17 protein-coding genes are annotated in these 25,777 nt (G+C 33.2%); all 17 read left to right on the top strand.

Annotated features, from left to right (window positions below; all coding sequences use genetic code 11):
- The 17 genes from EYD46_RS16340 (at position 1) to EYD46_RS16265 (ending at position 25,754) form a co-directional block, all read left to right on the top strand.
- Positions 1–702, top strand: coding sequence for a glycoside hydrolase family 78 protein (locus EYD46_RS16340; protein ID WP_130938244.1), 702 nt, complete (start codon positions 1–3; stop codon positions 700–702).
- Positions 703–741: 39 nt separating this feature from the next.
- Positions 742–2,664 (top strand): hypothetical protein, encoded by a 1,923-nt coding sequence (locus EYD46_RS16335; RefSeq protein ID WP_130938243.1) that lies wholly within the window; start codon positions 742–744, stop codon positions 2,662–2,664.
- Between the two features lie 26 nt (positions 2,665–2,690).
- Entirely contained in the window at positions 2,691–4,511 is a 1,821-nt protein-coding gene (locus tag EYD46_RS16330; RefSeq protein WP_130938242.1) for a glycoside hydrolase family 2 protein, read from the top strand.
- Between the two features lie 176 nt (positions 4,512–4,687).
- A complete protein-coding gene (locus EYD46_RS16325; RefSeq protein ID WP_130938241.1) occupies positions 4,688–6,427 on the top strand; it encodes a sulfatase family protein in 1,740 nt (579 codons plus the stop codon).
- Between the two features lie 18 nt (positions 6,428–6,445).
- Positions 6,446–9,046 carry a glycoside hydrolase family 2 TIM barrel-domain containing protein gene (locus EYD46_RS16320; RefSeq protein ID WP_130938240.1) on the top strand — a complete coding sequence of 867 codons (2,601 nt, stop codon included), beginning with the start codon at positions 6,446–6,448 and terminating at the stop codon, positions 9,044–9,046.
- 257 nt (positions 9,047–9,303) lie between these two features.
- Positions 9,304–9,636 (top strand): chondroitinase-B domain-containing protein, encoded by a 333-nt coding sequence (locus EYD46_RS16315; RefSeq protein WP_130938239.1) that lies wholly within the window; start codon positions 9,304–9,306, stop codon positions 9,634–9,636.
- On the top strand, positions 9,602–9,736 hold the full coding sequence (locus EYD46_RS18145; RefSeq protein ID WP_130938377.1) for a chondroitinase-B domain-containing protein: 135 nt from the start codon (positions 9,602–9,604) through the stop codon (positions 9,734–9,736). The genes EYD46_RS16315 and EYD46_RS18145 overlap by 35 nt, the downstream gene beginning before the upstream one ends.
- A 69-nt stretch (positions 9,737–9,805) precedes the next feature.
- Positions 9,806–9,895: a polysaccharide lyase family 7 protein gene (locus EYD46_RS18040; protein ID WP_165454400.1), complete on the top strand. Its 90-nt coding sequence runs from the start codon at positions 9,806–9,808 to the stop codon at positions 9,893–9,895.
- 500 nt (positions 9,896–10,395) lie between these two features.
- Positions 10,396–11,760: a T9SS type A sorting domain-containing protein gene (locus EYD46_RS16305; protein ID WP_130938238.1), complete on the top strand. Its 1,365-nt coding sequence runs from the start codon at positions 10,396–10,398 to the stop codon at positions 11,758–11,760.
- An 81-nt stretch (positions 11,761–11,841) separates the two neighbouring features.
- Complete coding sequence (locus EYD46_RS16300) at positions 11,842–14,151, top strand: chondroitinase-B domain-containing protein (protein WP_130938237.1); 2,310 nt, start codon at positions 11,842–11,844, stop codon at positions 14,149–14,151.
- 178 nt (positions 14,152–14,329) lie between these two features.
- Complete coding sequence (locus tag EYD46_RS16295) at positions 14,330–15,394, top strand: T9SS type A sorting domain-containing protein (RefSeq protein ID WP_130938236.1); 1,065 nt, start codon at positions 14,330–14,332, stop codon at positions 15,392–15,394.
- 175 nt (positions 15,395–15,569) lie between these two features.
- Positions 15,570–17,840, top strand: a complete 2,271-nt coding sequence (locus EYD46_RS16290; RefSeq protein WP_130938235.1) for a heparinase II/III domain-containing protein — start codon at positions 15,570–15,572, stop codon at positions 17,838–17,840.
- A gap of 2 nt (positions 17,841–17,842) precedes the next feature.
- Positions 17,843–18,220, top strand: coding sequence for a cupin domain-containing protein (locus EYD46_RS16285; RefSeq protein WP_130938234.1), 378 nt, complete (start codon positions 17,843–17,845; stop codon positions 18,218–18,220).
- An 83-nt stretch (positions 18,221–18,303) separates the two neighbouring features.
- Positions 18,304–19,164 carry a hypothetical protein gene (locus EYD46_RS16280; RefSeq protein WP_130938233.1) on the top strand — a complete coding sequence of 287 codons (861 nt, stop codon included), beginning with the start codon at positions 18,304–18,306 and terminating at the stop codon, positions 19,162–19,164.
- 483 nt (positions 19,165–19,647) lie between these two features.
- Entirely contained in the window at positions 19,648–22,890 is a 3,243-nt protein-coding gene (locus EYD46_RS16275; protein WP_229731368.1) for a SusC/RagA family TonB-linked outer membrane protein, read from the top strand.
- A 44-nt stretch (positions 22,891–22,934) separates the two neighbouring features.
- Complete coding sequence (locus EYD46_RS16270) at positions 22,935–24,497, top strand: RagB/SusD family nutrient uptake outer membrane protein (RefSeq protein ID WP_229731369.1); 1,563 nt, start codon at positions 22,935–22,937, stop codon at positions 24,495–24,497.
- Positions 24,498–24,515: 18 nt separating this feature from the next.
- Positions 24,516–25,754, top strand: a complete 1,239-nt coding sequence (locus EYD46_RS16265; protein WP_130938231.1) for a hypothetical protein — start codon at positions 24,516–24,518, stop codon at positions 25,752–25,754.
- Positions 25,755–25,777 lie beyond the last annotated feature (23 nt).

Raw genomic sequence — 25,777 nt, 5'->3', positions numbered from 1 at the left:
ATGAAAAAGTCATATTTATATTTAGTATTTCTTACTAGTGTTTGTTTGTCATGTAATAGTGGAGGGGCAGATGATGATAATGAATCAAATCTTGTTAACACTGCTCCCACTATTCCTGAGCAAATATATCCATTAAGCAATACGTTGTGTATTGATAATAACGTAATTTTTGAATGGAATGCTTCTACAGATAACGAAGGAAATACGATAACTTATAGAGTTGAAGTATCCGAACAAAGTGACTTCTCCTCGCTAGCATATGATGTTTCAAGCTCGTCAACGTCTAGAGTTATTAGCTTAGAGAAAGGAAAATCGTATTATTGGCGGCTAAAATCCAGAGATAGTAAAGGAGAGGAAAGTGCATATTCTACCGTTAGTCAATTCCTTACTGAGGGAGATGGTATTTCAAATCATTTACCATTTGCACCAAGTTTAATATCTCCTGCATTGGATTCTGAAATAGATGGAACAAGTACAACGTTAAATTGGTCAGCATCTGATATAGATGGAGACTCTTTAATATTTGATGTATATTTAGACACTAACGCAAACCCAATTACAAAAGTATCTGAGAACCAATCAGGAACTAGTTACAATGCTTCGTCTTTAATTGTATCAACTAAGTATTATTTTAAAGTAGTAGTAAAAGATGATAAAGGAGGTGTTAGTGTAGGGCAAGTTTGGAGTTTTACAACAAAATAAAGCGTTGTAAAAAGAAATATACAATTTGAAAATATTTAGATGAAAAGAAGAGACTTTATTCAATTGTCTACTTTAACAAGTTTAGGTTTATCATTATCGGCTTCAGGAATTTTAGATTCCTGTAAAAGTGCTCCAATTGAACACTCTCAAGAATATAAAAAACTAGTTTTTGATCTTTTAAAAGATTGGTGTGATGGTATGATAAAAACGCAAATCATAAATCCATCAGCTCCTAAAGTTCATGGACTGTTCGATTGTCCAGCTTGCGATACTGTACATGCAAGAGTAATGGATGCTGTGTATCCATTTTTTTACATGGCTAAAGCTACTGGAGAAAGTAAGTATCTAGAAGCTGGTATTGCATCTTTTGAATGGGGTAAAAATGTGACAAGAGAAGATGGTGCTTGGACCAATGATTTAGATCCAAAATCTTGGGATGGGACTACGGTTTTTGGATCCATTGCCTTAGCAGAAACCTTAAAGTATCATGGCGATTTATTAGACGATGAAACTCGAACAAGATGGACCGCACGTTTAGAAAAAGCAACTGAATTTGTGTACAACAGATTTTCTGTAGTTGGTAATGCTAATATTAACTACAGTGCTACAACAATTTATGCATTGCATTTAATTGGAAAATTGTTAAACAATGAAAATTACTTAGCGAGAAGTAAAGAGCTAGCTAAGCAAATTAAAAATCATTTTACAGAACCAAACGCGTTGTTGTTTGGTGAGATTCAAGGAAAAAATAAAAAAGCTAAAAGTCCTAAAGCTTTATATGGAATAGATTTGGGCTATAATATAGAAGAATCGCTAAATAACCTAGTGATGTACGCTCTTGATGTTAAAGATGAAGCATTATTACAAATCTTAAAGAAGTCTTTAGATGCACATCTAGAATTTATTTTACCAGATGGAGGTATAGATAATAGCTTTGGAAACCGCATGTTTAAATGGACCTATTGGGGTAGTAGAACAAGTGACGGTATGCAACCAGCATTCAGTTTTATGGCTAATCATAATCCTGCTTTGGGTACAGCAGCTTTTAAAAATACTGAGCTTTTAAAACAATGCACTCATAATGGATTATTGCATGGAGGTCTGCATTATGTGTCTCATGATATTCAACCCTGTGTACATCATACATTTGCACATGCAAAACCATTGGCTACTCTTTTAGACCATTGGGAAAATTTACCTAAAATAGATAAATCTACACCATTGCCAAGAACTACAGCTAATGGCGAAACCTATTTTAAAGAGTTAGATGTGTCATTATTTGGTAAAGGCGATTGGAGGGGAACTGTTTCTGCTTATGATTCTGTCTACAGTCAAAGAAATGATGTTAGGCAGGCTTCTGGGGTTTCGCTTGGTGTTTTATATCACAATAAAGTAGGTTTACTATGTACGGCTAGCGTAGCAATTTATAAAATGTTAGAAGCCTATAATCAGCAACCACAACCAGGAGAAGATTTTGCGCTTACACCAAGAATAGAAACTCATAAAGATGGCGTTTGGTACAGTAATTTGTTTGATTTAGAGGCAACATTTGCTTCTGAAGAAGATGCTAGTACCATTGCATATAGAGCTAATGTTCAGTTAAAAAATAAAGCAAAAGAGTTGGTTTCAGGCACAGCATCAGATTTTACATTGAATTATAAATGTACTGAAGAAGCGTTAGAAATTATTACAACTACAAATCAAGCTATTAAAATAGCAACAGCTTTTGTATTACCCATTGTTTCTCCAACAGGAGAAAAAGTAACACAAGTATCAGAAAATGAAATTGTCATAGAAAAACCAAAAGGGATTGTAAAAATTAGTGCTAGTGTACCACTTAAAATAAAAGACATGCCAAAAAGTAGAACCTTTAATATGGTGCCAGGAGTAGAAGCTGTTCCTATTATTGCAGCATTTGAAGAGGAAAATAAACAAATTAATATTGCTATTGAAATAGTATAATGCCAAACAAAACTGTATTATAAACAATGAAACAAATTATAAATTCACTTTTATTTTTAATTACAATATATACTTATGCAAATGAACCTTTATTACAAAATAGTTATTTAAGAAACGGACAAAGTTTAAATGGAAGGTGGCATTATATTGTGGATGTTTATGAAACAGGATACTATAATTATAGAATGGAGCCACATGATGGTACAGAAAACCCAGGTTCTAGTGCTTATTTCTTAAATAAAAAACCAAAAAATAAAATGGATAGAGTGGAGTACGATTTTGATGCTACTCCAACTATGGTTGTGCCAGGAGACTGGAATTCTCAAAAAGAAAAATTATTTTATTATGAAGGTACAGTGTGGTATAAAAAATCGTTTAATGTAGAAAATTACGATGCTAATAAACGTTATTACGTTCATTTTGGTGCAGTTAATTATAGAGCAGATGTGTATTTAAATGGTAAAAAATTAGGAGTTCATGTTGGAGGGTTTACGCCATTTAACTTTGAAATGACCCATCTTTTAAAAGAAAAAGGTAATTTTTTAATTATTAAAGTAGATAACAAACGCGCTGCAGATGAGGTGCCAACATTAAGTACAGATTGGTGGAATTACGGTGGAATTACTAGAGATGTAACTGTTTACGAATTAGATCAAATGTTTATTGAGGATTATAAAATTCAATTGACAAAAAATAATAACAAAGAAGTTTCAGGATACATTCAATTGAATGGTAAAAATAAAGGAGCTCAAAAAGTAAACCTTACCATTCCAGAATTGAAAATAAATAAAACCTTTACAACAGATGTAAACGGATTTGTTCAAGTGAAGTTTCCTGTAAAACGAGTAAAGTATTGGAGTGATACCAATCCAAAATTATACGAAGTAAACATTGCTATTGCAAAAGATAAAGTAACCGATAAAATTGGTCTCAGAACCATAGAGACAAAAGGCAAAGCCATTTTATTAAATGGAGAGAAAATATTTTTAAAAGGAATTTCTATTCACGAAGAAAATGTAATGAGAGGTGGTAGAGCTTGGTCTATAGAAGATGCAAAAGTTTTGTTAGGTTGGGCAAAAGAATTGGGTTGTAACTATGTACGTTTAGCGCATTACCCACATAATGAAAATATGATTCGTGTTGCAGAGCAAATGGGGATTTTAGTTTGGGAAGAAATACCTGTGTACTGGACCATACAATGGACAAACTCAGAAACATATAAGAAGGCAGAAACACAACTTACAGAATTAATCAGTCGCGATAAAAATAGAGCTTGCTCTATCATTTGGTCTATGGCAAACGAAACACCAACTTCTAAAGAGCGTTTAACGTTTTTAACAAACTTAGCGACTACCGCAAGAAAATTAGACGACACTCGCTTGATCAGTGCAGCATTAGAAGATCATGGTAAAAAAGAGAATAAAAACATCATGATTGTAGAAGACGAATTTGCAAAAGTGGTAGATGTATTAAGCTTTAACCAATATTATGGTTGGTATGGTGGTAAAATTGATAACATCAAAAATATTCGTTGGAATATTGATATTGATAAACCTGTGATTATTTCAGAATTTGGAGCAGGAGCATTGCAAGGTTACTATGCAGATAAAATGACACGTTGGAGTGAAGAGTTTCAAGAGTTGTTATACGAAGAAACCTTACCAACTTTAGTTAAAATTTCTGGAATAAGTGGTATTACTCCTTGGACTTTAGTAGATTTTAGATCTCCAAGAAGAACTTTAATTCCTTACCAAGATGGATGGAATAGAAAAGGTTTAATTTCAGAAACTGGAAATAAAAAGAAAGCGTTTTACACACTTCAAAAGTTTTATAAAGACATCAATTAAAACCAATAACTTTAATGTAATGATAAAATAGTACTCTTAATTACCTATACCAAAATTTATACAAACTCACTTCTTCGTAGATTTAGAAGAAGTGAGTTTTTGTTTAAGTAAATCAGGATAAAGCAGGACAGGGGTCTTTTATAAAAGATCTAATTTTATGAATTATAAATAATTTTATGAGACTACTTAAAATAACAGTTTTATTATGCTTGAGTCTTCTGGCCTGCAAGGATAAAAAAGTAAATCAGCAAAAATTAAATACAAATAATTTAAAGTTACCAGAACGTCCAAATATCCTTTGGTTAGTAACTGAAGATATGGGGGCTTATATACCACCTTTTGGAGATAATACGGTAGCAACACCAAATTTAAGTAAGCTAGCTCAAGAAGGTGTTATTTATCCAAATTTGTATTCTACATCAGGCGTTTGTGCGCCAAGTAGAGCAGCCATAGCTACAGGAATGTATCCTTCAAGTATAGGCGCAAATCACATGCGTACCAACTCTTATACAAAAGAGAGGGGGTTACCAGCCTATGAAGCAGTACCTTCAGCAGACGTAAAAATGATCAGCGAGTGGTTGCGTAGTGCAGGATATTACTGTACTAATAACTATAAAACCGATTATCAATTTAAAGCACCTGTGACAGCTTGGGATGAAAGTAGTCCTTATGCGCATTGGAGAAATAGAGGAAAAAATCAACCGTTTTTTTCAGTAATTAATTTTACCGAAACCCACGAATCAGGCTTATTTGAACCTTATGGATTCAGAGAAATTGAAACCAGATTATATCAAGCAGGAGATAGAGATTACAAATGGAAAAATTTTGGTGGTTCTCATGCTAAAAATAGAATGGATGAAACTGATACACCAATACATTTGTCAAAAAGCACAAAATTTAACGTGCCACCTTACTTGGTAGATAATGAAGTAACACAACGTGATATGTGGAAGCTTTATAACAATATAGCAGAAATGGACAAGCAGGTTGGTGCTGTTTTAAAACAATTAGAAGATGATGGTTTGTTAGATAATACTATTATATTTTTTTACGGCGACCATGGCGGACCATTACCTAGGGAAAAACGTTTAATTTATGATTCTGGCTTAAATACTCCTATGATTATTCGTTTTCCAAAAAAATTACAAGCAGGAACAAAAGATAACCAATTAATTAGTTTTGTAGATTTTGCACCAACCTTATTATCGTTAATTGGAGAAGCGCCTAAATCATATATGCAAGGGCAAGCTTTTTTAGGAGACTACAAAGCAGAAGAACGAAACTACATTCACGCCGCTGCTGATAGATTTGATGCTTTTACTGATGTTATCAGAGCGGTAAGAAGTCAACGCTTTAAATATATTCGAAATTATAAACCAGAGCAAGGCTATTATTTGCCCGTAACATACCGCGAAAAAATACCAAGTATGAAAGAGTTGTTACGGCTAAAAGATGAAGGCAAGCTTAATGCTATACAATTACAATGGTTTAGAGAAAATAAACCTAAAGAAGAATTATTTGATTGTTCTGTTGATCCGTTTGAATTAAATAATGTTGCAGGAGATGCCAAATATCAAGATGAACTCAATAAGTTAAGTAATGAAATGGATAAGTGGCTTAACGCCATTGAAGATAATCCAGACTTGCCAGAAGGAGAACTTATCAAAAAGTTATGGAACGGAGATGTTCAACCTAAAACAACAGTTCCAATCATTACTAATGAAAATGGAAAAATATCAATAAGTTGTGATACTGAAGGAGCTTCAATAGGTTTTAAAATAATTAAAAGCGGAGAGAAAGTCTCAAAATCTTGGGAGATTTATCAAAACGCTATAACCTTACCTGAAGGTGCTACATTACAAGCAAAATCTCATCGTATTGGCTTTTTAGCTAGTGAGACTATCCAAATTCAATAAAAAATATTATATAAATAAATGCAAAAATTAGTTAAACTACTGCTTTGTTTAAGCTGTTTTATAAACTACGCTCAACAAGTTCGTCATATTGAAACTATAAATGATTCATGGCATTTCCATAAAGGAAATGTAGAGCATCCATTTTCAAATGATAATTCAGAAATTACTTGGGAAAAAGTAACCATTCCGCATTCTTGGAATACAGAAGATATTTTAGATGATGAAGATGGTTACTACAGAGGAGAAGGGTGGTATAAAAAAACCATGACAATTCCACAGATTTATGATAATCAACAAGTGTTTTTATTATTTGAAGCTGCAAATCAAGTGACATCACTTTATATCAATGGAAAAGCCATAGGAGAAGACCATATAGGAGGCTACACCACATTTGCAAGAGATATTACTTCGGCACTAAAAACTGGAAAAAATGAAATTGCTGTAAAAGTAGATAATGCCCATAATGATGAAATTGTACCGCAGGCAGCAGACTTTTCATTTTATGGAGGTATTTACAGAGATATTCAATTAATCATTACAAAATCAGTACATTTTGAAGTAGCTAATTTGGGTGCAAACCCCATTTTTATCAGAACACCAGAGGTTTCTGAAACTTCAGCCAAAATCTCAGTGCAATCCAAAATAATTAGACCTAAAAAAGGAACGTTTTATATTAAACAATCTTTATTTGATAATAAGAATAATTTAGTTAAAACCATCAAGTCAAAAATAACTTTTGGGAAAGATATTTTTAGTGACTTTTCAATTGATAATCCAAATTTATGGTCTCCAGAAAGCCCTTATTTGTATAAATTGGTTTCTGAAATAGTGGATAGAAAAGGTAATATATATGATAGAATTGAAAATCCAGTTGGTTTTAGATGGTTTAGTTTTGATGTTAAAAAAGGATTCTCTATCAACGGCAAACCAACCAAATTAATAGGTACTTGTAGACATCAAGATTTTTACGGAAAAGCTAATGCTGTGAGTGATGAGATTCATCGCAACGACATGAAATTGCTTAAAGATATGGGGAGTAATTTCTTGAGAATTGCTCACTATCCGCAAGATCCAGCAATTTTAGAAATGTGTAATAAACTTGGTTTTGTGGCTACACTAGAGATACCTTTTGTAGATAAAGCTGCTGCAAACGAAGCAGGAAAGCAAAATAGCATAAACATGCTTAGAGAAGCTATTCGTTTTAATTATAATAATCCAGCTATTGTGGCATGGAATTTAGGGAACGAAACCACCATGAAAGCACCTAGTAAATTGGGGGAAGATTACACAAAACATTTTGTAAGTACCCATGAAGCTTTAGCTAAAACCATAAAGGAAGAAGATGAAACACGCTACTCATATTCTGTGTTTTTTAGAGAACCAGCATATCAAGATAAACTTGGTATTAGATTGACTGAATTGGTTGGTTATAATAAATACTATGGATGGTATATTGAAGAGTTAGAAGATATAGATAGTAACTTAAGAAGTTTGGTAAAACGTTCTCTAGAGTTAGATCCTGATAAGCCATTCATTTTAAGCGAATATGGAGGAGGAGCTGATCCAAGATTGCGTTCATATAACCCTAAGCGATTTGATTTTAGTATAGATTATCAGTTTTTATTGCACAAGTATTATATGAAAACCATTCTTAATATGCCAGAAATTGTTGGAGCAAACGTTTGGAACTATGCAGACTTTCAGGTAGAACACCGTAAAGATGCTGTACCACATATAAATAGTAAAGGTTTAGTATCTGCGACAAGAGAGAAAAAAGATGCCTATTATTTGTATCAAGCCTTATTGAAAAAAACACCGTTTTTAGCTATAGCATCTAAATCTTGGAAAAACAGATCAGGTATAGCAGATAGCGAAGGAGGAACTTTTGCAACTCAACCCATAACTATTGTAGGTAATGGTAAAGAAGTTGAATTATTTATAAATGGTACATCATTGGGTAAAAAAGATTTCGAATTTTCAACAGCAACTTTTAATGTACCTTTCATAGATGGACAAAATTTAATTGAGGCAGTGTCTGAAAAGGAGGGAAAAACATTAAAAGATGTTGTATTTATAGAATTTAAACTGCAACCTAGATACCTTAAAAGTAATACAAATAAATTTGAAGAGATAGCGATTAATGTAGGCTCTTACTGTTATTTTATAGAATCTGATAACATTAATTATTTATGGATGCCTGATAAGCCTTATGAAAAAGGAAGTTTTGGTTATGTAGGTGGAGATTTTTTACGATTCAAAAGTAAACGACGTAATAATATTGGTGTGGATGTAAGTGTAAAAGGCACTGAAAATGATCCCATATACCAGACACAACGCATAGGTATAGAAGGATATAAGTTTGATGTACCTAATGGTACTTATGAATTGTCTTTATTATTAGCTGAATTGAAAACAAGGGATGACAATATCATGGATATTTTAGTGAACGGAAAACCAATTTGGAATAACTTAAATTTGAAAGAAGCTTATGGAAATAACCGTGGTGTAGCCAAACGTTTTTTAATTACTGTTGCAAATGATAAAGGTCTCACTGTAGCTTTTAAAGCTAAAAAAGGACAAACTAGGCTAAGCGGAATTAAACTTAGAAAAGTGAATTAGTTAATTTCTTTAATATTTCTTGTGTTATTCATCTTAACTTCTACTCTAAGGTAGAAGTTGTTAAACAATAATATATTTATAAAATCTAGAGAATTTCTGTTTTCAGTTAGCCTATAGTTAAGTATATAAAGTTTCACAATAGCGAATCTTCATTTATATAAAGCCTTCGAAATCAGCATTTATCTCTTAATTCAATAAAATTCATTTTTATTTGTGTAAGAAAAATAAAAGCTATAAACTGGTTAGCCAATTTGAAAATGAAATTTTTGAATGTTTTTCTTTTAATATTAATAGTCTTTTCTTGTAAAAAGCAAGAGCAATCTAAAGCTTTAGTTTCTAATGCACAGCAATTAGTTAAAGCTATTTCTGAAGCTAAGCCAGGTAATAAATTAGTTCTAAAAAATGGGACATATAATGATATTAATATTGTGTTTCATGCTTTTGGAGATGAAAATAACCCAATAATTCTTAATGTAGAAACTAATGGTAAAGTAGTAATTAGTGTTACATCCAGTATAAAATTTGGAGGAGGCACAATACACTTAAAACTATTACATAGCCGGAAAAACAAACCGAGGACCAATAGTTAGTATCTATTTAAAAGAAAATGAACAGATAGTCAACTACCATCAAATAGTAAATATAAAAAATTTTCAAGTGTACAAAGGCTCTATGTTTTGGAACTACTAAATCAACACTAAAGGAAACAATTCTGGAAGGTTTGATTTTTCAACTACTGTTTGGGGATCTGATTTTTCCATGGTAGAAGTAGATGAAACAACCTATTTTGAAGAAGGAATAGATGGCATTGCTTTAGGCGAAGAATTTAGTTATAAAATTAACGTCTAAAAAGGTACTATCTAAATTAACATTTAAAAGTAAGGGTTACGAAACTATAACGTTTATAAAAAGTTTTATAAATTCTGATTTATCAACAAAAGCTGATATTCCTAAACATGTTATTGACCTCTATTCTTCAAGATGAGACATAAGTCCAGAAAGGAAACCGCTTACGCTAGCGAAAAATGTTATTTCAAACAAGGCACATATAACCGCCAATGGACAATCTACTAAGTCTGATACCTACGATGTGAACATTGCCAAATAACATGAAAAACGGAAGCTATACAGAGTTCTGGTTTAAAAACGCATTAGTTACCGACGGAACAACGCCAAACACAGTCCTTCATTGAGTTACTGTGTTAAAAGATTGAATTTGTTAGCTAATATTTTGTTAAACCTATTTATTATGTTTATATTTGGAAAACCAAATTGGTTAACCAGATTGGAAAACCAGACAACCTACACTGTTGAATTTACAATTCTATTAACTTTCTAAACTAATATTTATGAAAACAAAACTACTTTTATTATTACTATGTGTCTCTTTTTTGGGATATTCACAAACTTACGACCACACCACTTATTTTATTAGTGAAATAATTCCTAGTCCGCCTAATAGTAGCACTGCTTTTTTCAATGATTCTGATAATGCAGCTATGGAGCCTTATCAAACAGATACAGATGCAGGTATTGAATATTTTGAATTTAGGGGGCCAGCGAATGGTACTATTCCAGCTAACACCTATTTTATTGCAATAGATGGAGATGGAGATGATAGTGATGTTGGTACTAACATTGGGAAAGTTAGAGAAGCGGTTGACTTAAGTGGACTGCAATTTGGCAGCAATGGAATTTTAGTTATTGTTGTTGATATAACTATGAATACTGGTACAGGTGCAGTTGATTTACTTGGTGCCGATATAAGCGGTACTAAATTCATAAATCCTTATGCGACTGATTTAGCTGCTTCAGACGCTAATGTAGTAACAATACAATTAGTGGCTGACACTATAGAATGGACGGATGAAAGTCCTTCTGATGGCACTAATGAGACTTTAAATAATTATAATGTTTCGTCAATTACCCCAGATATAGGATACGATGGAACCTTTAATGACCAAAGTTCTACATATATGATTGTACAATCAGCTACAAATCCTAAGGATGCGATAGTAGATTCAAATGAGGATGGAGTTCTCGATGGAGATGCCTTAACCTGGACAATATATGATTCAGTTAGTATTTTAGACGATGACGATATTACTACCGGCAATGGTGAAGTAGGTGAATTTGGATATGGTAAAATAATTTTTGTTGAACAACTACTATCTACAGATCCTTTACTTCGTTTTGATAGTTCTTTATCTCCTACAATAGTTACTCTTAATCAGTATCCTAATTACGTGGCTAGACAAGGTACTTCTAGTGGTTTTGATTGTACTACTGATGCTGTTAATAATGATGATTGGATGGCTGGACGAGTGAATTCAGTATCATATCCAGATTGGAGATTTAGTGGTACAGGAACTAGAAACGTACCTAGTGCAGAATTAACAAATAATAATTTTAGCGATTTTAGCGGTCTTACCTATGGAGAGGTTAATGTTAATTTTGCTCCTCTTTCTGTTGATGAGAACGTTGTTTCTAATTTTAGAATATACCCTAACCCAGCCAATAATTTTATAACTATCGAATCAAATAATTTGCAAATTAGTTCGGTATCGCTATATAATATCTTGGGAAAAAGAATTTTGTCTGAAAATAGATTGAAGGATAATAGGTTAAACATATCTAATGTAGCAGCTGGCATGTATTTAATGAAAATAAATGCTGAGGACAGAACTTTAACAAAAAAAATAGTTATCAAATAATATTAAATTTAGTTGAATTAGAAAGTCTTTATCTCTCGCATGAAGACTTTCTTTTTATATTAACCATTTAAATAGTCTCTTATGAAAAGGTTATTCCTTCTTGTTTTTCTTTGTTGTATAGTTGTTTCATGTAATAAAGCATCAAATGATTTAGGTGTTTTGGTTACTACTATTGCTGAATTAGAAACCTCAATAAAAAATGCAAAACCGGGTGACTATATCATTATGTCCAATGGAGTTTGGAAAGATGTTGAAATTAAGTTTAGAGGAAAAGGAACTAAAGAAAAACCAATAACTTTAAGGGCAGAGACTCCAGGGGAAGTTACTGTTGAAGGTAAATCATATTTAAAGTTTGGTGGAGAATACCTAGAAGTAGAGGGTTTGCATTTTAGAAACGGATACTCACCATCAAATGCAGTGATTGGTTTTAAAATTAATGACGAAGAAATTGCAAATAATTGTAAAGTGACTAATTGTGTGATTGAAGATTTTAATAAACCTAAACGAGATAAAGATGATTTGTGGGTACAATTTTGGGGACGACATAATGAATTGAGCAATTGCTATATCGCAGGTAAAACAAATAGAGGCCCTACGGTAAGAGTAAGTATTGAAGGTATCGAGAGTATTAATAACTACCATCAAATAGTTAATAACCACTTTGGACCTAGACCCGTAAAAGGAGGTCCAAGCGGAGAAACCATTCAATTGGGTAATAGTTATACATCTATGTCACCAAGCCATACAATGGTAGCCAATAATTTGTTTGAGGAATGTAATGGTGAAGTTGAGGTAATTTCCAGTAAAACAAATTTCAATGTATTTAAAAACAATGTATTCTACAAAAGTGAAGGTTCTCTAGTTACGCGACATGGTAATTACTGTACTATAGATGGTAATTATTTTATCGGTAATGGCGTTAATGAAAATTATGGAGGAATCAGGATCATAAATACAGGACATTGGGTAATCAATAATTACTTTTTTAACTTAAAAGGAAAGAGTTTTAGAAGCCCATTGGCAGTAATGAACGGTATTCCAAAATCACCATTAAATCGTTATAACCAAGTAACAGATGTTGTGGTGGCATATAATACGTATGTAAATTGTAGCGCGCCTTGGCAATTTGGAGTTGGGCAAAATTTAGCGCAAGCTGATGTTTTGCCGAAATCGGAAATCCGTTCGGCTAGAGCAATAAGAACAACCGTTGCAAATAATATTGTTTTTAATGAAAAGGGGCTTAAAAATATTGTAGTTGAAAATGATAAAGCAGACGGGGTTTTATTTAAGAACAACGTTATAAATAATCAAGGAGTTGCCTATAAAGACTTTAATGGAGGTATTGTGGAAGCCTCTTTAGAACTTAGAAAATTATCTGATAACATTTATATTCCTGTTGGAATACCTAATGGTTTTGAAGCGTATAATGGTTTTAATTTTGATACCATTGAAACGGATTTATTAGGTGTTTCTAGAAAAGATGATAAAAGTATTGGTGCAATTATGGGTAAAGAGGTTTCAAACCCTAATATTTTAGATAAATCTAAATACGGAGCAACTTGGTTTTCTAATGAGGTTAAGGCAAAAGAACCAATAACGTATAGTGTTAATAAGGTAGAGGAACTGCAAGCTAAAATTGATGAGGCAGGAAATGGAGATGTTATTGCTTTATCAGAAGGTGTTTTCAGTATAAATAAATCTTTAGTAATTAATAAAACTTTGACTATTCAATCTGACGGAAAATCACAATTGGTGTTTTCGGGTGTAGAAAATACACCGTTATTTTCATTAGAGTCCAAGGGAAAACTTATAGTTAAAAACTTAAAATTAAAAGGAAACAATTCAAACTATGCATTTGCAAGTTTAAAGGAAAACATGTTAAATCACTTTGGGTTAACAGTTTTAAATTCTGAAATCGATAACTTTAATTTCGTTTTAAAGGTTTATAAAGAATCGTTTGCTGAGCGTATTACTTTTGAAAACACCTTAATATCTAATTGTAACAATGGGATAGAATTATCTGAGGAAACGAACGATAAAGGTGATTACAACACAGAATATTTAACCATTCGAAACTGTAATTTTAATAAAGTAAAAGCAAATGTGATTGATTATTACAGGGGTGGATATGACGAGTCTACTATTGGGGGTAATCTGTTGGTATCTAATAGTACATTTATAAATTGTGGGGATAAAGAAAAAAATAAAATCCTGCTAAACCACAGGGGTATTGTAAATGTAAATCTTACTAACAATATATTTAAGAATAACCCCGTACAGTACGTTTCCATATTGTGGGGCGCTAAAAATAATGTGGAATCTAACAATACATTGACTAACTCAGGACAAATAAAAACTGAGCAAAATTTGAAATTAAAATTAATGTATTAATCTTAAAATAACTAACATCTAAAATATGCTATGTTTTTAGGTATAGTAAAGTATTTCAATTTACAAAAAGGTTGTTTGTTTGCTAATAGTTCAAAATCAGAAAATAACAGATAATTCTTTGTAGAACATAATAATATAGTTATATTTGGTAAACCAAACTGGTTAACCAATTATACAGATGCGATATTTACTTTCATTTAGTGCTGTTCTTTTATTTCAATTTCAAACTATAAATTCTCAGGTAGTATTGGATGCTGATGGACCAGGAAACACCTATGAGTTAATCAATTCTGTGTTAGCACCGGGGTTTGATGTTATTGAAGTTCCAGATTGTAACCATGCCGCTTTTGGCCGGCATATTGATGAGGTTTTTGATTCGGACCTTAATTCAAACGTATTCCGCTTTAATATCCACGTAACACCAGATAACGATCGTTGTAAAAATTTTGACAGGCAACGCAACGAAATAAAGGCTTACGATAAGTCTCCTGATAACCTTAAAGGTATTGAAGGAGAAAATGTTATTTACAAATGGAAGTTTAAACTAGATGCTGGCTTTCAATCCTCACCAAACTTTACGCATATTCATCAATTAAAATCGGTTGGTGGTAGTTTGGAAAGCATGCCTATGTATACCTTAACCACTAGAAAAGGCAATCCGGATCAGTTGGAATTGCGCTATGCAGAAACTGATAGACAAATTACTCTAAAAAAGATGGATTTAGCACCCTTTAAAGGTGTTTGGCTTGAAGTAACTGAGACAATAAATTACGCAACGGATGGTATTTATTCAATTGAAATTAAAAGGGTTAGCGATGGGGTTGAGCTTTTTAGTTATTCAAATAGCTCCATTATCAATTGGCGACCAGGTGCAGAATTTGTGCGACCAAAATGGGGTATTTACAGAAGTTTGATAAATGCTGCTGATTTAAGAGATGAACAAGTGTTGTTTTCGGGCTTTAGCATCGAAGAAACAGGTGCTTTGTCAGTGGATGATTTTAATTTTAAAAAAAAAGTAATTAAAGTTTTACCCAATCCAGCGAAGTCTCAAATTCTCATTAATGAGGCTGTAGCTAACAGTTTTAGTGAAATTTATGTTTATAATAGTTTGGGGCAGTTTATAAAAGAAATAAAACCTATTTCTAAAACAATGGATATTTCTGATTTTAACCCTGGGATGTATTTTATTGTTTTCAATAAAGGCGCATTTACTGTAGGTGTTGAAAGGTTAATAGTTAAGTAATCAAACAAAAGATTTTCAAAATGATTAAATAAACAGTAAAAGTTTTAAGTTAACTAAAACCTATCACAGAAACCTACAAACTTGTGCGGTTTTGTTATATTGATGATACTTTTATTCTCAAAACTAAACAAACACACTTTTAAAATTTGGATGATTTTAAAATAAAACAAAAGCAATGCTAAAGTATATAAAATCGCATATAGTATTATTTTTAGCGCTATCACTTGTGTTTTCGTGTGAAGAAAAAACAAGTGATGCCAATAGTGCAGTATCTCAATCTGTTCACCCAAGCTTAATTTTAACACAAAAGGGTGTTGCTGACATTAGGGAGTATTTAGGAAATATTCCGCTTTTTGATAAGGCCTTAGAGAAAACAAAGGCCGAGGTAGATGCCGAAATAGAAAATGGTATAGAAGTACCAATTCCTAAAGATTATTCTGGAGGCTACACACATGAGCGCCATAAAAAAAACTTTTTCGTGATGCAAAAAGCGGGCGCTTTATATCAAATCTTGGATGATGAGAAATATGCCAAGTTTGTAAAGGATATGCTAATGCAATATGCTAAAATGTATCCCACATTACCAGTTCATCCTAAACCGCGGTCTTACGCGAGAGGAAAATTATTCTGGCAATGTTTAAACGATTCTAACTGGCTGGTTTACACGAGTCAAGCTTACGATTGTATTCACGATTATTTGTCTAGTGAGGAAAGAAATAAGCTTGAGACAGAGTTGTTTAGGCCATTTGCAGATTTTATTTCAAAAGGAAATCCGCAGTTTTTTAATCGTGTGCACAATCATAGTACTTGGGGTAATGTAGCTGTGGGCATGATGGCTTTAGCAATGGATGATGATAGTTTACTACAACGTGCACTTTACGGTTTAAAAGATGTAAAGATGGATGCAAACATGAAGGACAACGATGGTGGTTTTATAAATAAAGATGGGAAAATAGGTTTTTTTGCTAATCTTGATGAACCATTCTCACCGGATGGTTATTTTACCGAAGGTCCTTATTATCAGCGTTACGCTTCTTATCCTTTTTTAATTTTTGCTCAAGCACTAGAAAATAAAAAACCTGAATTAAAAGTGTTGCAATATAAAGACGGTGTGCTTTTAAAAAGTGTTACGGCCTTAATTAATCTTTCGGACGCTGATGGTGATTTCTTTTTGTTGAACGATGCGCAGAAAGGCATGTCTTATTATTCCAGTGCACTGGTTGCGGCGGTGGATATCGCTTACCATTTTGGAGGTAACAATCCAGAATTGTTAAGTGTGGCCCAAAAGCAAGGTGTGGTAACATTAGATGATGCAGGTTTGGCTGTGGCACTAGGCATTAAAGACGGCAAGGCAGAACCATTTGTAAAAAAATCTATAGAGCTATCCGATGGTCCTGAGGGCAATCAAGGTGCTGTTGGAATACTACGCAGTGGTGATTTGGAGTTGGTCTGCAAATACACAGCACATGGTTTAAGTCATGGACATTATGATAAACTCTCTTATTCGCTATTTGACGAAGGCGATGAGGTGGTGCAGGATTATGGACTAGCTAGATTTGTAAACATTGAACAAAAAGGAGGTGGTAATTACTTAAAGGAAAATAAAACTTGGGCAAAACAAACGATATCTCATAATACCTTGGTTCAAAACGAAACCTCTCACTTCAAAGGGAAGTACGATATAGGGAGTATGTATCATTCACAGCGCTATATTTTTAGTTCTGATAATGAAAACCTTCAAGTAGTAAGTGCCAAAGAAAGTAATGCTTATCCAGGAACTGAATTACATCGTACCATGGCTACTATTAAAAATTCAGCCTATGAAAATCCTTATGTGTTGGATATTATGAGAGTTACATCAGAGAGTCAAAATCAATACGATTTGCCATTTTATTACTTAGGACATATAATGCAGACTAGTTTTGAATACTCAAAATTACCCGTTCCAGAGATTTTAGGGAATAAAAATGGTTACCAACACTTATATAAAGAAGCCGTAGCAACTTCGGATGGAGGCAACATTCAATTAAATTGGTTGCTAAACAACAAGTTTTATACATATTCTGCCGTAACATCTCCAAATGATGAGGTAATACTTGCACGTATAGGCGCAAATGATCCTGAGTATAATTTAAGAAATGAGCCAACTTTAATTATTAGAAAAAGGAATACCAAAGATGCTGTGTTTGTTGCAACTATAGAATCGCATGGTACTTATAATCCAGTTTCTGAATCTGCAATTAACGCATACAGTAATATTAAATCTGTTTCTGTGGTGTATAATTCAGAAGATTACACTGCTGTTCAAATAGAAATGGAAGACGAAACAAAAAAGCTGTTCATTATTTCCAATCAAAATAATGATAAGAATACAGAACATGAATTAACGGTAAACAAAAAAAAACATGCCTGGAAAGGGCCTTATATATTAATAGAAAACATATAGTTATGAAACGATTCAGCGAAAAGTACATCATCACAAAAGACATGGAATGGGAAGAACTTGGTGGAGGTGTATCTAGAAAATTTTTGGGTTACGATAACCAAATCATGATGGTAAAAGTAAAATTTGAAAAAGGGGCATTAGGGTCTCCGCATCAACATTTCCATACGCAAGCTACCTATTGTATTTCAGGTAAATTTGAATTTGAAATTGATGGCGTTAAACAAATTGTAGAAGCTGGAGATGGTGTTTATATTGAACCTAACTTGTTGCATAGTGCAGTTTGTTTGGAAGAAGGGATGTTAATTGATACGTTTAGTCCTGTAAGAGAAGATTTTTTGAGTGGAGGAGGGGTGTCTTATTTTGGGGATGCCGAGTCATAAAAAAAACTGACTTTTCATTATCATTTAATGGTTTATGGGTATTAATCATTCTAATTTAAAACTTAAAAAGGAATAAAAAAACTATGAGGGTATTACTTGAATTTAAAAACAAAACATTCTGGATTTATTATGCCTTAATAGTTATAGCTTTCTCGTGCTCTAATTCGCCAGATATTGTTGTAGAAAATCTAACAATGGAGATGCCTTCTCATGGGCAGGTTTTCAATGAAGAATTAATCATAAATGAGATTGCAGATACCAAAATTGAACACATAGGTATTAGGGGAGGAAATGAATATGATATTGTTTTACCCGAAATGCATGTAACTATGTTATTATTTTTAAAAGGTGAAGCAACCCTGACTGCAGATTCTATTACCCAAACAGTTACTCCGGAGTCTATCACAATTCCTATGAACGGAATTAATAGCTTGCAAATTAAAGTTCCTAAGTCTGGAGAACTCCATTTCTTAAAATTTACAAAAAAGCTCTCTTTGCAGGATGTTGAGGATATTAAGGCGTTCCCTGAAAAAAACAAATACAAGCTTTATTTTAAGCGTTTTGTAGATTGTCAACCTTATACTGAGAAAATTAAAAGCCCAAACACAACCAGTAGAACTGTATTACCAGCCGATATTGTTCCTCGAGTTTCACTTGGAACTGTTGAAGCTATGGGGCCAGATAAAGTAGGTGCTCATAAACATCCTATGCTTGACCAGCTTTTTTTAGGGCTTTCTGATAATGATATAGTTGTTCATGCTGATAATACTTCTGTTAAATTAAATCAATATGAATTGTTACACATTCCTATTGGATCTAGTCATGGGGTTAGAGTGGATCAAGGAAAAAAAATGAACTATATGTGGATGGATTTTTTCCTCACAAAAGAAGGTCAACAATGGTTAAAAACACATAAACCCGCATCTTCCGATAATGATGAATAATTCGTTTTACTGCAATAATTGTGCATTTCATTTGATGAAGCACACCTTGAAAACAGGGCTATTTAAAGGAAGTTATTGTTCCACTAAAGTATAATACTGTTTGTTTGTTCATCTTGAAAATAGTTTAATCGTCATTTAACATCATAAAGTCGAAAATTAATTTGATTTAACAGAAAATTAGTATATATTTGGAAAACCAAACTGGTAAACCAATTTGGAAAACCAATAAAACTAAACTAATGTCTAATACTTCAACAAGGATAATCAACGATCATATAAAATAAAAAAAGGACAGGCATATACCTATCCTTTTAAAACTTATTTACTTCTTTTAGGAGGGAAGTAAAATAAACATGTTATCACAACGATAATCATCGTCTTGTACTAATTTACATAAAATGATTTAAATATATTATTTCTATGAGTGTTAGCAAGAATAATATTAAATGCAACTAGAGATTATTTAATAATAAAAAACTAATTATGAATATAAAAACTAAACTGTTATTAGTACTCACTTTGGTTTTTGGCTATATGCTAAATGCACAAAATATCCCAATAAATGGTGTGGTAACCGACCTTAATAATATGCCTATTCCAGGTGTTAATGTAATTATTGTAGGCACATCAACTGGGACAACTACTGATTTTGATGGCGCTTATACTATAAATGCTAAAAAAGGAGATGTACTACAATTTACTTATGTGGGTTATGCCTCCCAAACAAAAATAATAGGCGATAATACTACTATTAATATAGCTCTAAAGGAAGATATTAGTAAATTAGATGAAGTGGTCGTAGTGGCCTATGGTGAGCAAAAACAAAAGAATGTAACTAGTGCTTTAACAAAAATAGATTCTAAAGAAATTCAAGATATTGCCGTGGCACGTGTGGAAGACGCCCTTCAAGGTAGAGTTGCAGGTTTAAGAATACAAACCGTAGCATCAGAAGCTGGGGGTGACCCAAAAATAACACTTAGAGGTCCTGGTTCAATTACAGGCTCTTCTTCGCCACTCATTGTTGTTGACGGAGTTGTATTGGGGACAGATGCAGATATACTATCATCTATTGATAATAATAACATTGAATCTATAAGTGTGCTAAAGGACGCTTCTTCGGTTGCAATATATGGTTCTCGAGGAGCAAATGGTGTAATTTTGGTAACGCTAAAACAAGGTATTGAAGGTAAAACAAGGTTTACATTTAACTCGTTTACAGGTTATAAATATGCTACCGATAATGAGAATTTTACATTTTCAGTAGCTGAAGAGCGCACTCGTTTAGATGGGTTACAGAGTGCTGTTGATGAGATAGCAGATCCTGTGAATTTTGCTAGAGTTAACCTTAGGTACAACCAAGCGTATGCAGAACTAGCAGCATGGGATTATTTGTCAGAATTGAGTGGAGGTGAATTAGATTTACAGAAGGAGATTTTGCCTGGAGGTACTATAACGAGCCATTCATTTGGTGCCAGAGGTGGTTCTAAGCTTACCAAATATTCTGCATCCGTAGCTTATCTTGAAGATGAAGGTATTGCTTTAGCGGATAATTTTAAAAAATACAATGCAAATTTAAAGATTGATACCAAGTCTCAAAACGAAAAGATAAAAGCGGGAGTTAATCTTCGTGCGAGTTACAACGATCAAGATAGATTGCCTGCCAGATTTACTGATGCGCTAAGACAATACGGAGCTATACCATTATATCTAAATCAAGATCATTTAGATATTTTTAACGCGTATAGGGATGCTGGTGGATCGCTGAGTACTGCAGGTACCCAGTATGAAAACTTAGGTGTTGGTAGTTATGGTTTTTCTAGACTTTTTGATAGAGTCTTTTTTCAGGATCAAAATAATCCAAGAACTATTTTAAGAGATCCTAATACAGGGCTGCCAGTTATTAACACGCAACAAGGCTTACCAGGGCAGCTAACATTGGGTTTAACCAGAAATGTTCATCCATTAGTACCTTACCTTGAAAGATCTAGGATAAAAAGAAGATTTAGTTTAAATGCCGCAGCTTATGTAGATTTTAAATTAGCTAAGGGTCTTAATTTTAAGCAAACTATTTCGGGTATTTTCAGACACACTAAAAATAATAATACAGATTTTGTTGCTGGAAATGAAAATATCGTAAACTTCGGGGACGAAGGGTTTCGTTTTGAGAGTAGGGATGAGGTTAATCAATATGTCATAGAATCTGTTTTAAGATACAAGAGAGGCTTTGGAAAACACAACTTTAATACTATTCTAGGTTTTGAATTCACTAATAGAGATTTCTCAAGTCAAGATTCTGAAGCTTTTGGTGTATATTCTAATGATTTTAATGAAAATATTGCATTAGCAGATGGTGGTACAACTTTTACTCAAAATGGATCAGATAAATTAGTATCATATTTTGGAAGGCTAGATTACAACTATGATGAAAAGTATTTGGTGCAAATTTCTGCACGTACTGATGGAAGTACGAGATTTGGCTCAAATACCAGATACGGGTTTTTCCCTGCTGCATCTGTTGGTTGGAATGTGTCGAGTGAAGATTTCCTTTCCAATAGTGACGTCATTACTTTTTTAAAACTAAGAGCTAGTTACGGTATTTCAGGCTCTAATCAAATTTCAAATAATATATATGACTCTTTATATAGGTTTGAAGAAACATTCGCTATTGTTAGTGCTAATGGAGAATCAGGGGTTAAAAATACTGCTTTAGCAAATGCAGATTTAGGTTGGGAAAAGCTAGTAGAGTTTAATCCTGGATTAGATATCACTTTCGGAAGAAATCTATTTAGTTTAACAGCAGATTATTATACAAGAACAAGTGAGGACTTAATACTTTCTGCTCCAGTATCTGCGGCTTATGGTGTTGATACCTTCTTACAGAATATAGGAAAAGTTAGAAATCAAGGTGTTGAACTTGCTATAAATTCTAGGATTTGGACTAATGAGAATTTTAGTTGGAGACTTTCTGGTCAATTTGGTCTAAATAGAAACGAAGTGTTAGATTTAGGTGGAAATGAACAGATAATATCTAGAATAGATCAAGAAAGTAGGCCAACAGAATTTATTGCTAGAATTGGACTTCCTATTACCTCTTTCTACGGTTATGTATTCGATAGAGAAATTGATATAGATTTCATTGAAAACCCATTCAATAGATTTAATAATGATTTTGCAGAGGTGTATGTGAAAGATTTAAATGGAGATGGGATTATTGATGCAGATGATAGAACTGAAATTGGGAGTCCTTATCCAGATTTTACATGGGGCTTCAATTCAGATATCTCCTATAAAAACTTAGATTTTACTTTTCAGTTTCAAGGATCACATGGAGGAGAGGTAAGAGTGGCAGATTTAGATCAGCTACTTTTTGCAAGTGAAGGAGCTGTTCAAGCTACAGCATTACCAGAAGTAGAACGCGATAAAGTTATACCACGAAGATTTACCAGTGCGCATATACAAGATGCTTCTTTTGTGACTTTAAGAAATATTACAATAGGGTACACATTGCCAGAATACTTATCTAACAAACTAAATTTTGATAGATTACGACTATATGTCACAGGAAATAATTTGCTGTATTGGACAGCACAAGAATATCAAGGGTTTAATCCAGAAGCTGCAGGACAAACATCAAGTAATGCAAATACACCTTTAACGGCAGGTTATCAAAGAGGTGACGGACCTGTGGTGAGAACTATATCAGCTGGTATTAACTTTCAATTTTAATAATTATGAAAAAGACATTTAAATATATAAAAGTATGCCTCGTTATGATAGCTTTTCTTTCTAGCTGTCAAGAAGAGTTGGATTTGAATAATCCAAATGCGTTTTCTCTAGAAGAATTATTGCAAACCGCTGATGGTTTTGAGCTACTGGCTGTTGGAGTTATAGACAGTTATCAAAAAATACCGGCAAATGAATTTTTATTGATTGAACTAAGATCAGATAACAGTAGGGCCAATGCGCAAAACGGTGTGTATCCAGATATTGATTCTTATAATATGGATGCCAACAATGGTGACGCAGCTACCTATTGGTCTAATAATTATGCTACCATTTTTAGAGCAAATACAATTATAGAAAATAAGTTTTTAGCGCCAGAAGAATTTCAATATACCATTGGAGAAGCATATTTCTTTAGAGCTTTGTGTCACTTTAATTTGGTAAGAGCTTATCAGAATGTACCATATTTGGATAAAGTGTTAGATATTAATTCAGATGAAGCTGAAAACTACCCACAATTACCGCCATCAGAGGTTTATGCGAAAATAGTTGAAGATTTTAGAACCTCAATCGCTTTTTTAAACGGAGCTCCTCAAAATAGATATCGACCTTCTGAAGGTGCAGCTATTTGTTTACTAGCTAAAACGTTTTTAAGTCAGCCCAATCCTAATTATGCTGAGGCTGAGTTATTATTAGCTTCTATAATAGAAAACAACACGTCATTTGGATATAATTTATTGACGATAGATAGAGATGAGTCAGAAAATTTCTTATTTGATGCCGATCCCAATGATCCTACAGTAAATATTTTAACTACCCAAGAATATCAGGCAAACCAAGCTATTAACTTTGCAAAGGTTTTTGGTAATGAGTTTGTTGGAGAGTTTTCATCTGATAATTTACGATTAGATGGATCTTTTACAAACAATGAAGGGTTGGAGCTTCATGAAGAGATTATTTTTTCTATTTCATATGAAGCCATTAATACGGATAACGTAGTGAGTAGTCAGAGTGGTTTAGACGATCAAGTTGAAACTGACGCAGAAGGGTTTAGTAATGCTATGACAGCAAGCGGACCATCAAATGGTGTAAATGTAGCTACACTAGATTTACTTTCGGTTATGACGCCAGAATTACAACCCGTTAGATTTGATGGTACCTTTAGAAGTATTACGGTTATTGCAGATGATCTTTTAAATGATACGTTTAACTCTAAGTACCCATCTTCTGGAGAAGCGAATGGAAATGATTGGATTATATTAAGATATGCAGATGTACTATTATTATATGCTGAAGCTATTTTGGCTGGTGGGGATTCTACTACCGATATTAGAGCAATTGAAGCATTTAACCAAGTAAGATTAAGAGCTGGTTTAGAAGAAGTTGTTAACTTAACAAAACAACAATTATTGGAGGAACGCAGAGTGGAGTTTGTATTTGAAAATCAACGCTTGTATGATTTGATAAGATTTAATGAGGCAGATAATGTGTTGGGAACGCACTCAAATAGAAATGGGTTTTTATACACAAGTGATAAAATTTATCTCCCTATTCCACAAAGAGAACTAGATAATTTACCTGGTGTTTATAGCCAGAATAACGGATACTAAATTAAAAATTGTATACTAATGAAAAGATATTTGTTTAATTTTAAAGCTATGTTCTTAAGCACGCTTGTGCTCTTAAGTTCATGTTTAAATGATGATTTGCCAGATGTAGGAGACTTGGTTGATCTTACAGGTCCTACTCCATCATTTAATTTTAATGAAATCACTACCTCGCAGTTTACTTGTGATGAAGTTTTAATATTTGCTAACTATGAAATTTACTTAGAAGCAGGTTCGAACTTATCTGTAAACGGAACGCAATACGAATGGGTAATTACAGAAGTGATTAATCCAAATACCGTACAAGAAGAAGAAGTACCGGTTACAGTAGATTATATCAATAGCCAAAGAACGCGACTGATGGCGTCTTTAGAAGCTTTAAATGCCGATGTTATCGCTATAGAGGAGGATATCGAAGAGCTTGAATTAAAGTTGCCATGTGAAACAGATCAAGTAAAAAGAGATGCAATTTTAGCCGAAATTAGTGCTTTAGAAGTTGCTTTACTAGCTGCAAAAGATGCTTTAACAGGTGATACTCTGGAAAGTATAGCAGATTTAGAAAATCAAATTTCTAATTTACCCGCAGGTACCATTAACGACCAAAATGTAATAGCTGCTTTCCCCGGCCCAGGTACATATAAAATTGCATTAACCGTAACTGATAATAATGGTTGGAGCAATGATATAGATGATAATTTAACAATAGTTGAAGCGGTGCCAACTATTCCAGTTCCTGAAATTGCAGAACCAAGTTTTGAGGATAATAGTTTACCCGATGGAACTGGAGATGGAAGAGATTCTTGGAGAGTACCAAGTAATTCTGCATGGAGTCCATTAGGAGGTGGTACTACCGTAATACAAATTAACACAGATACTAATCCTGTAGATCCACCTAATTTACCAGATGGAAGACAAGCAGCTAAGTTCCCTGCGGGTGGAGCTAGAGTAGCTTACCAAGAAATTGAAGTGACACCTGGAGCAGAATATGTTTTAACCTACCATTCAGCTTTTGAAGTTACCCAATTTGCGGAGCTTAAAGTTTCAATTTTGAAGCCATCAACATCTAGCTATACCGAGTCTTTATTAGAAGATAACATCATCGCCTCTAGAACGGATAATAACATAGATAGGGTAGATAATATATGGAGACAACACGCGCTTACTTTTGAAGCCGGTGAGAACGAGTCTGTAATCATTTATGTTACTAATTCAGGAGATGAAAGTAGATTGGATTTCTTTGAGATTTTAGTTAAACAATAAATAAGATTTTAAAACACAATATC

The sequence above is a fragment of the Hyunsoonleella pacifica genome, from assembly GCF_004310335.1.
Lineage (GTDB): Bacteria > Bacteroidota > Bacteroidia > Flavobacteriales > Flavobacteriaceae > Jejuia > Jejuia pacifica.
Note: the sequence above shows the minus strand (reverse complement) of the source record. Positions and strands in the feature narration are given on the sequence as shown.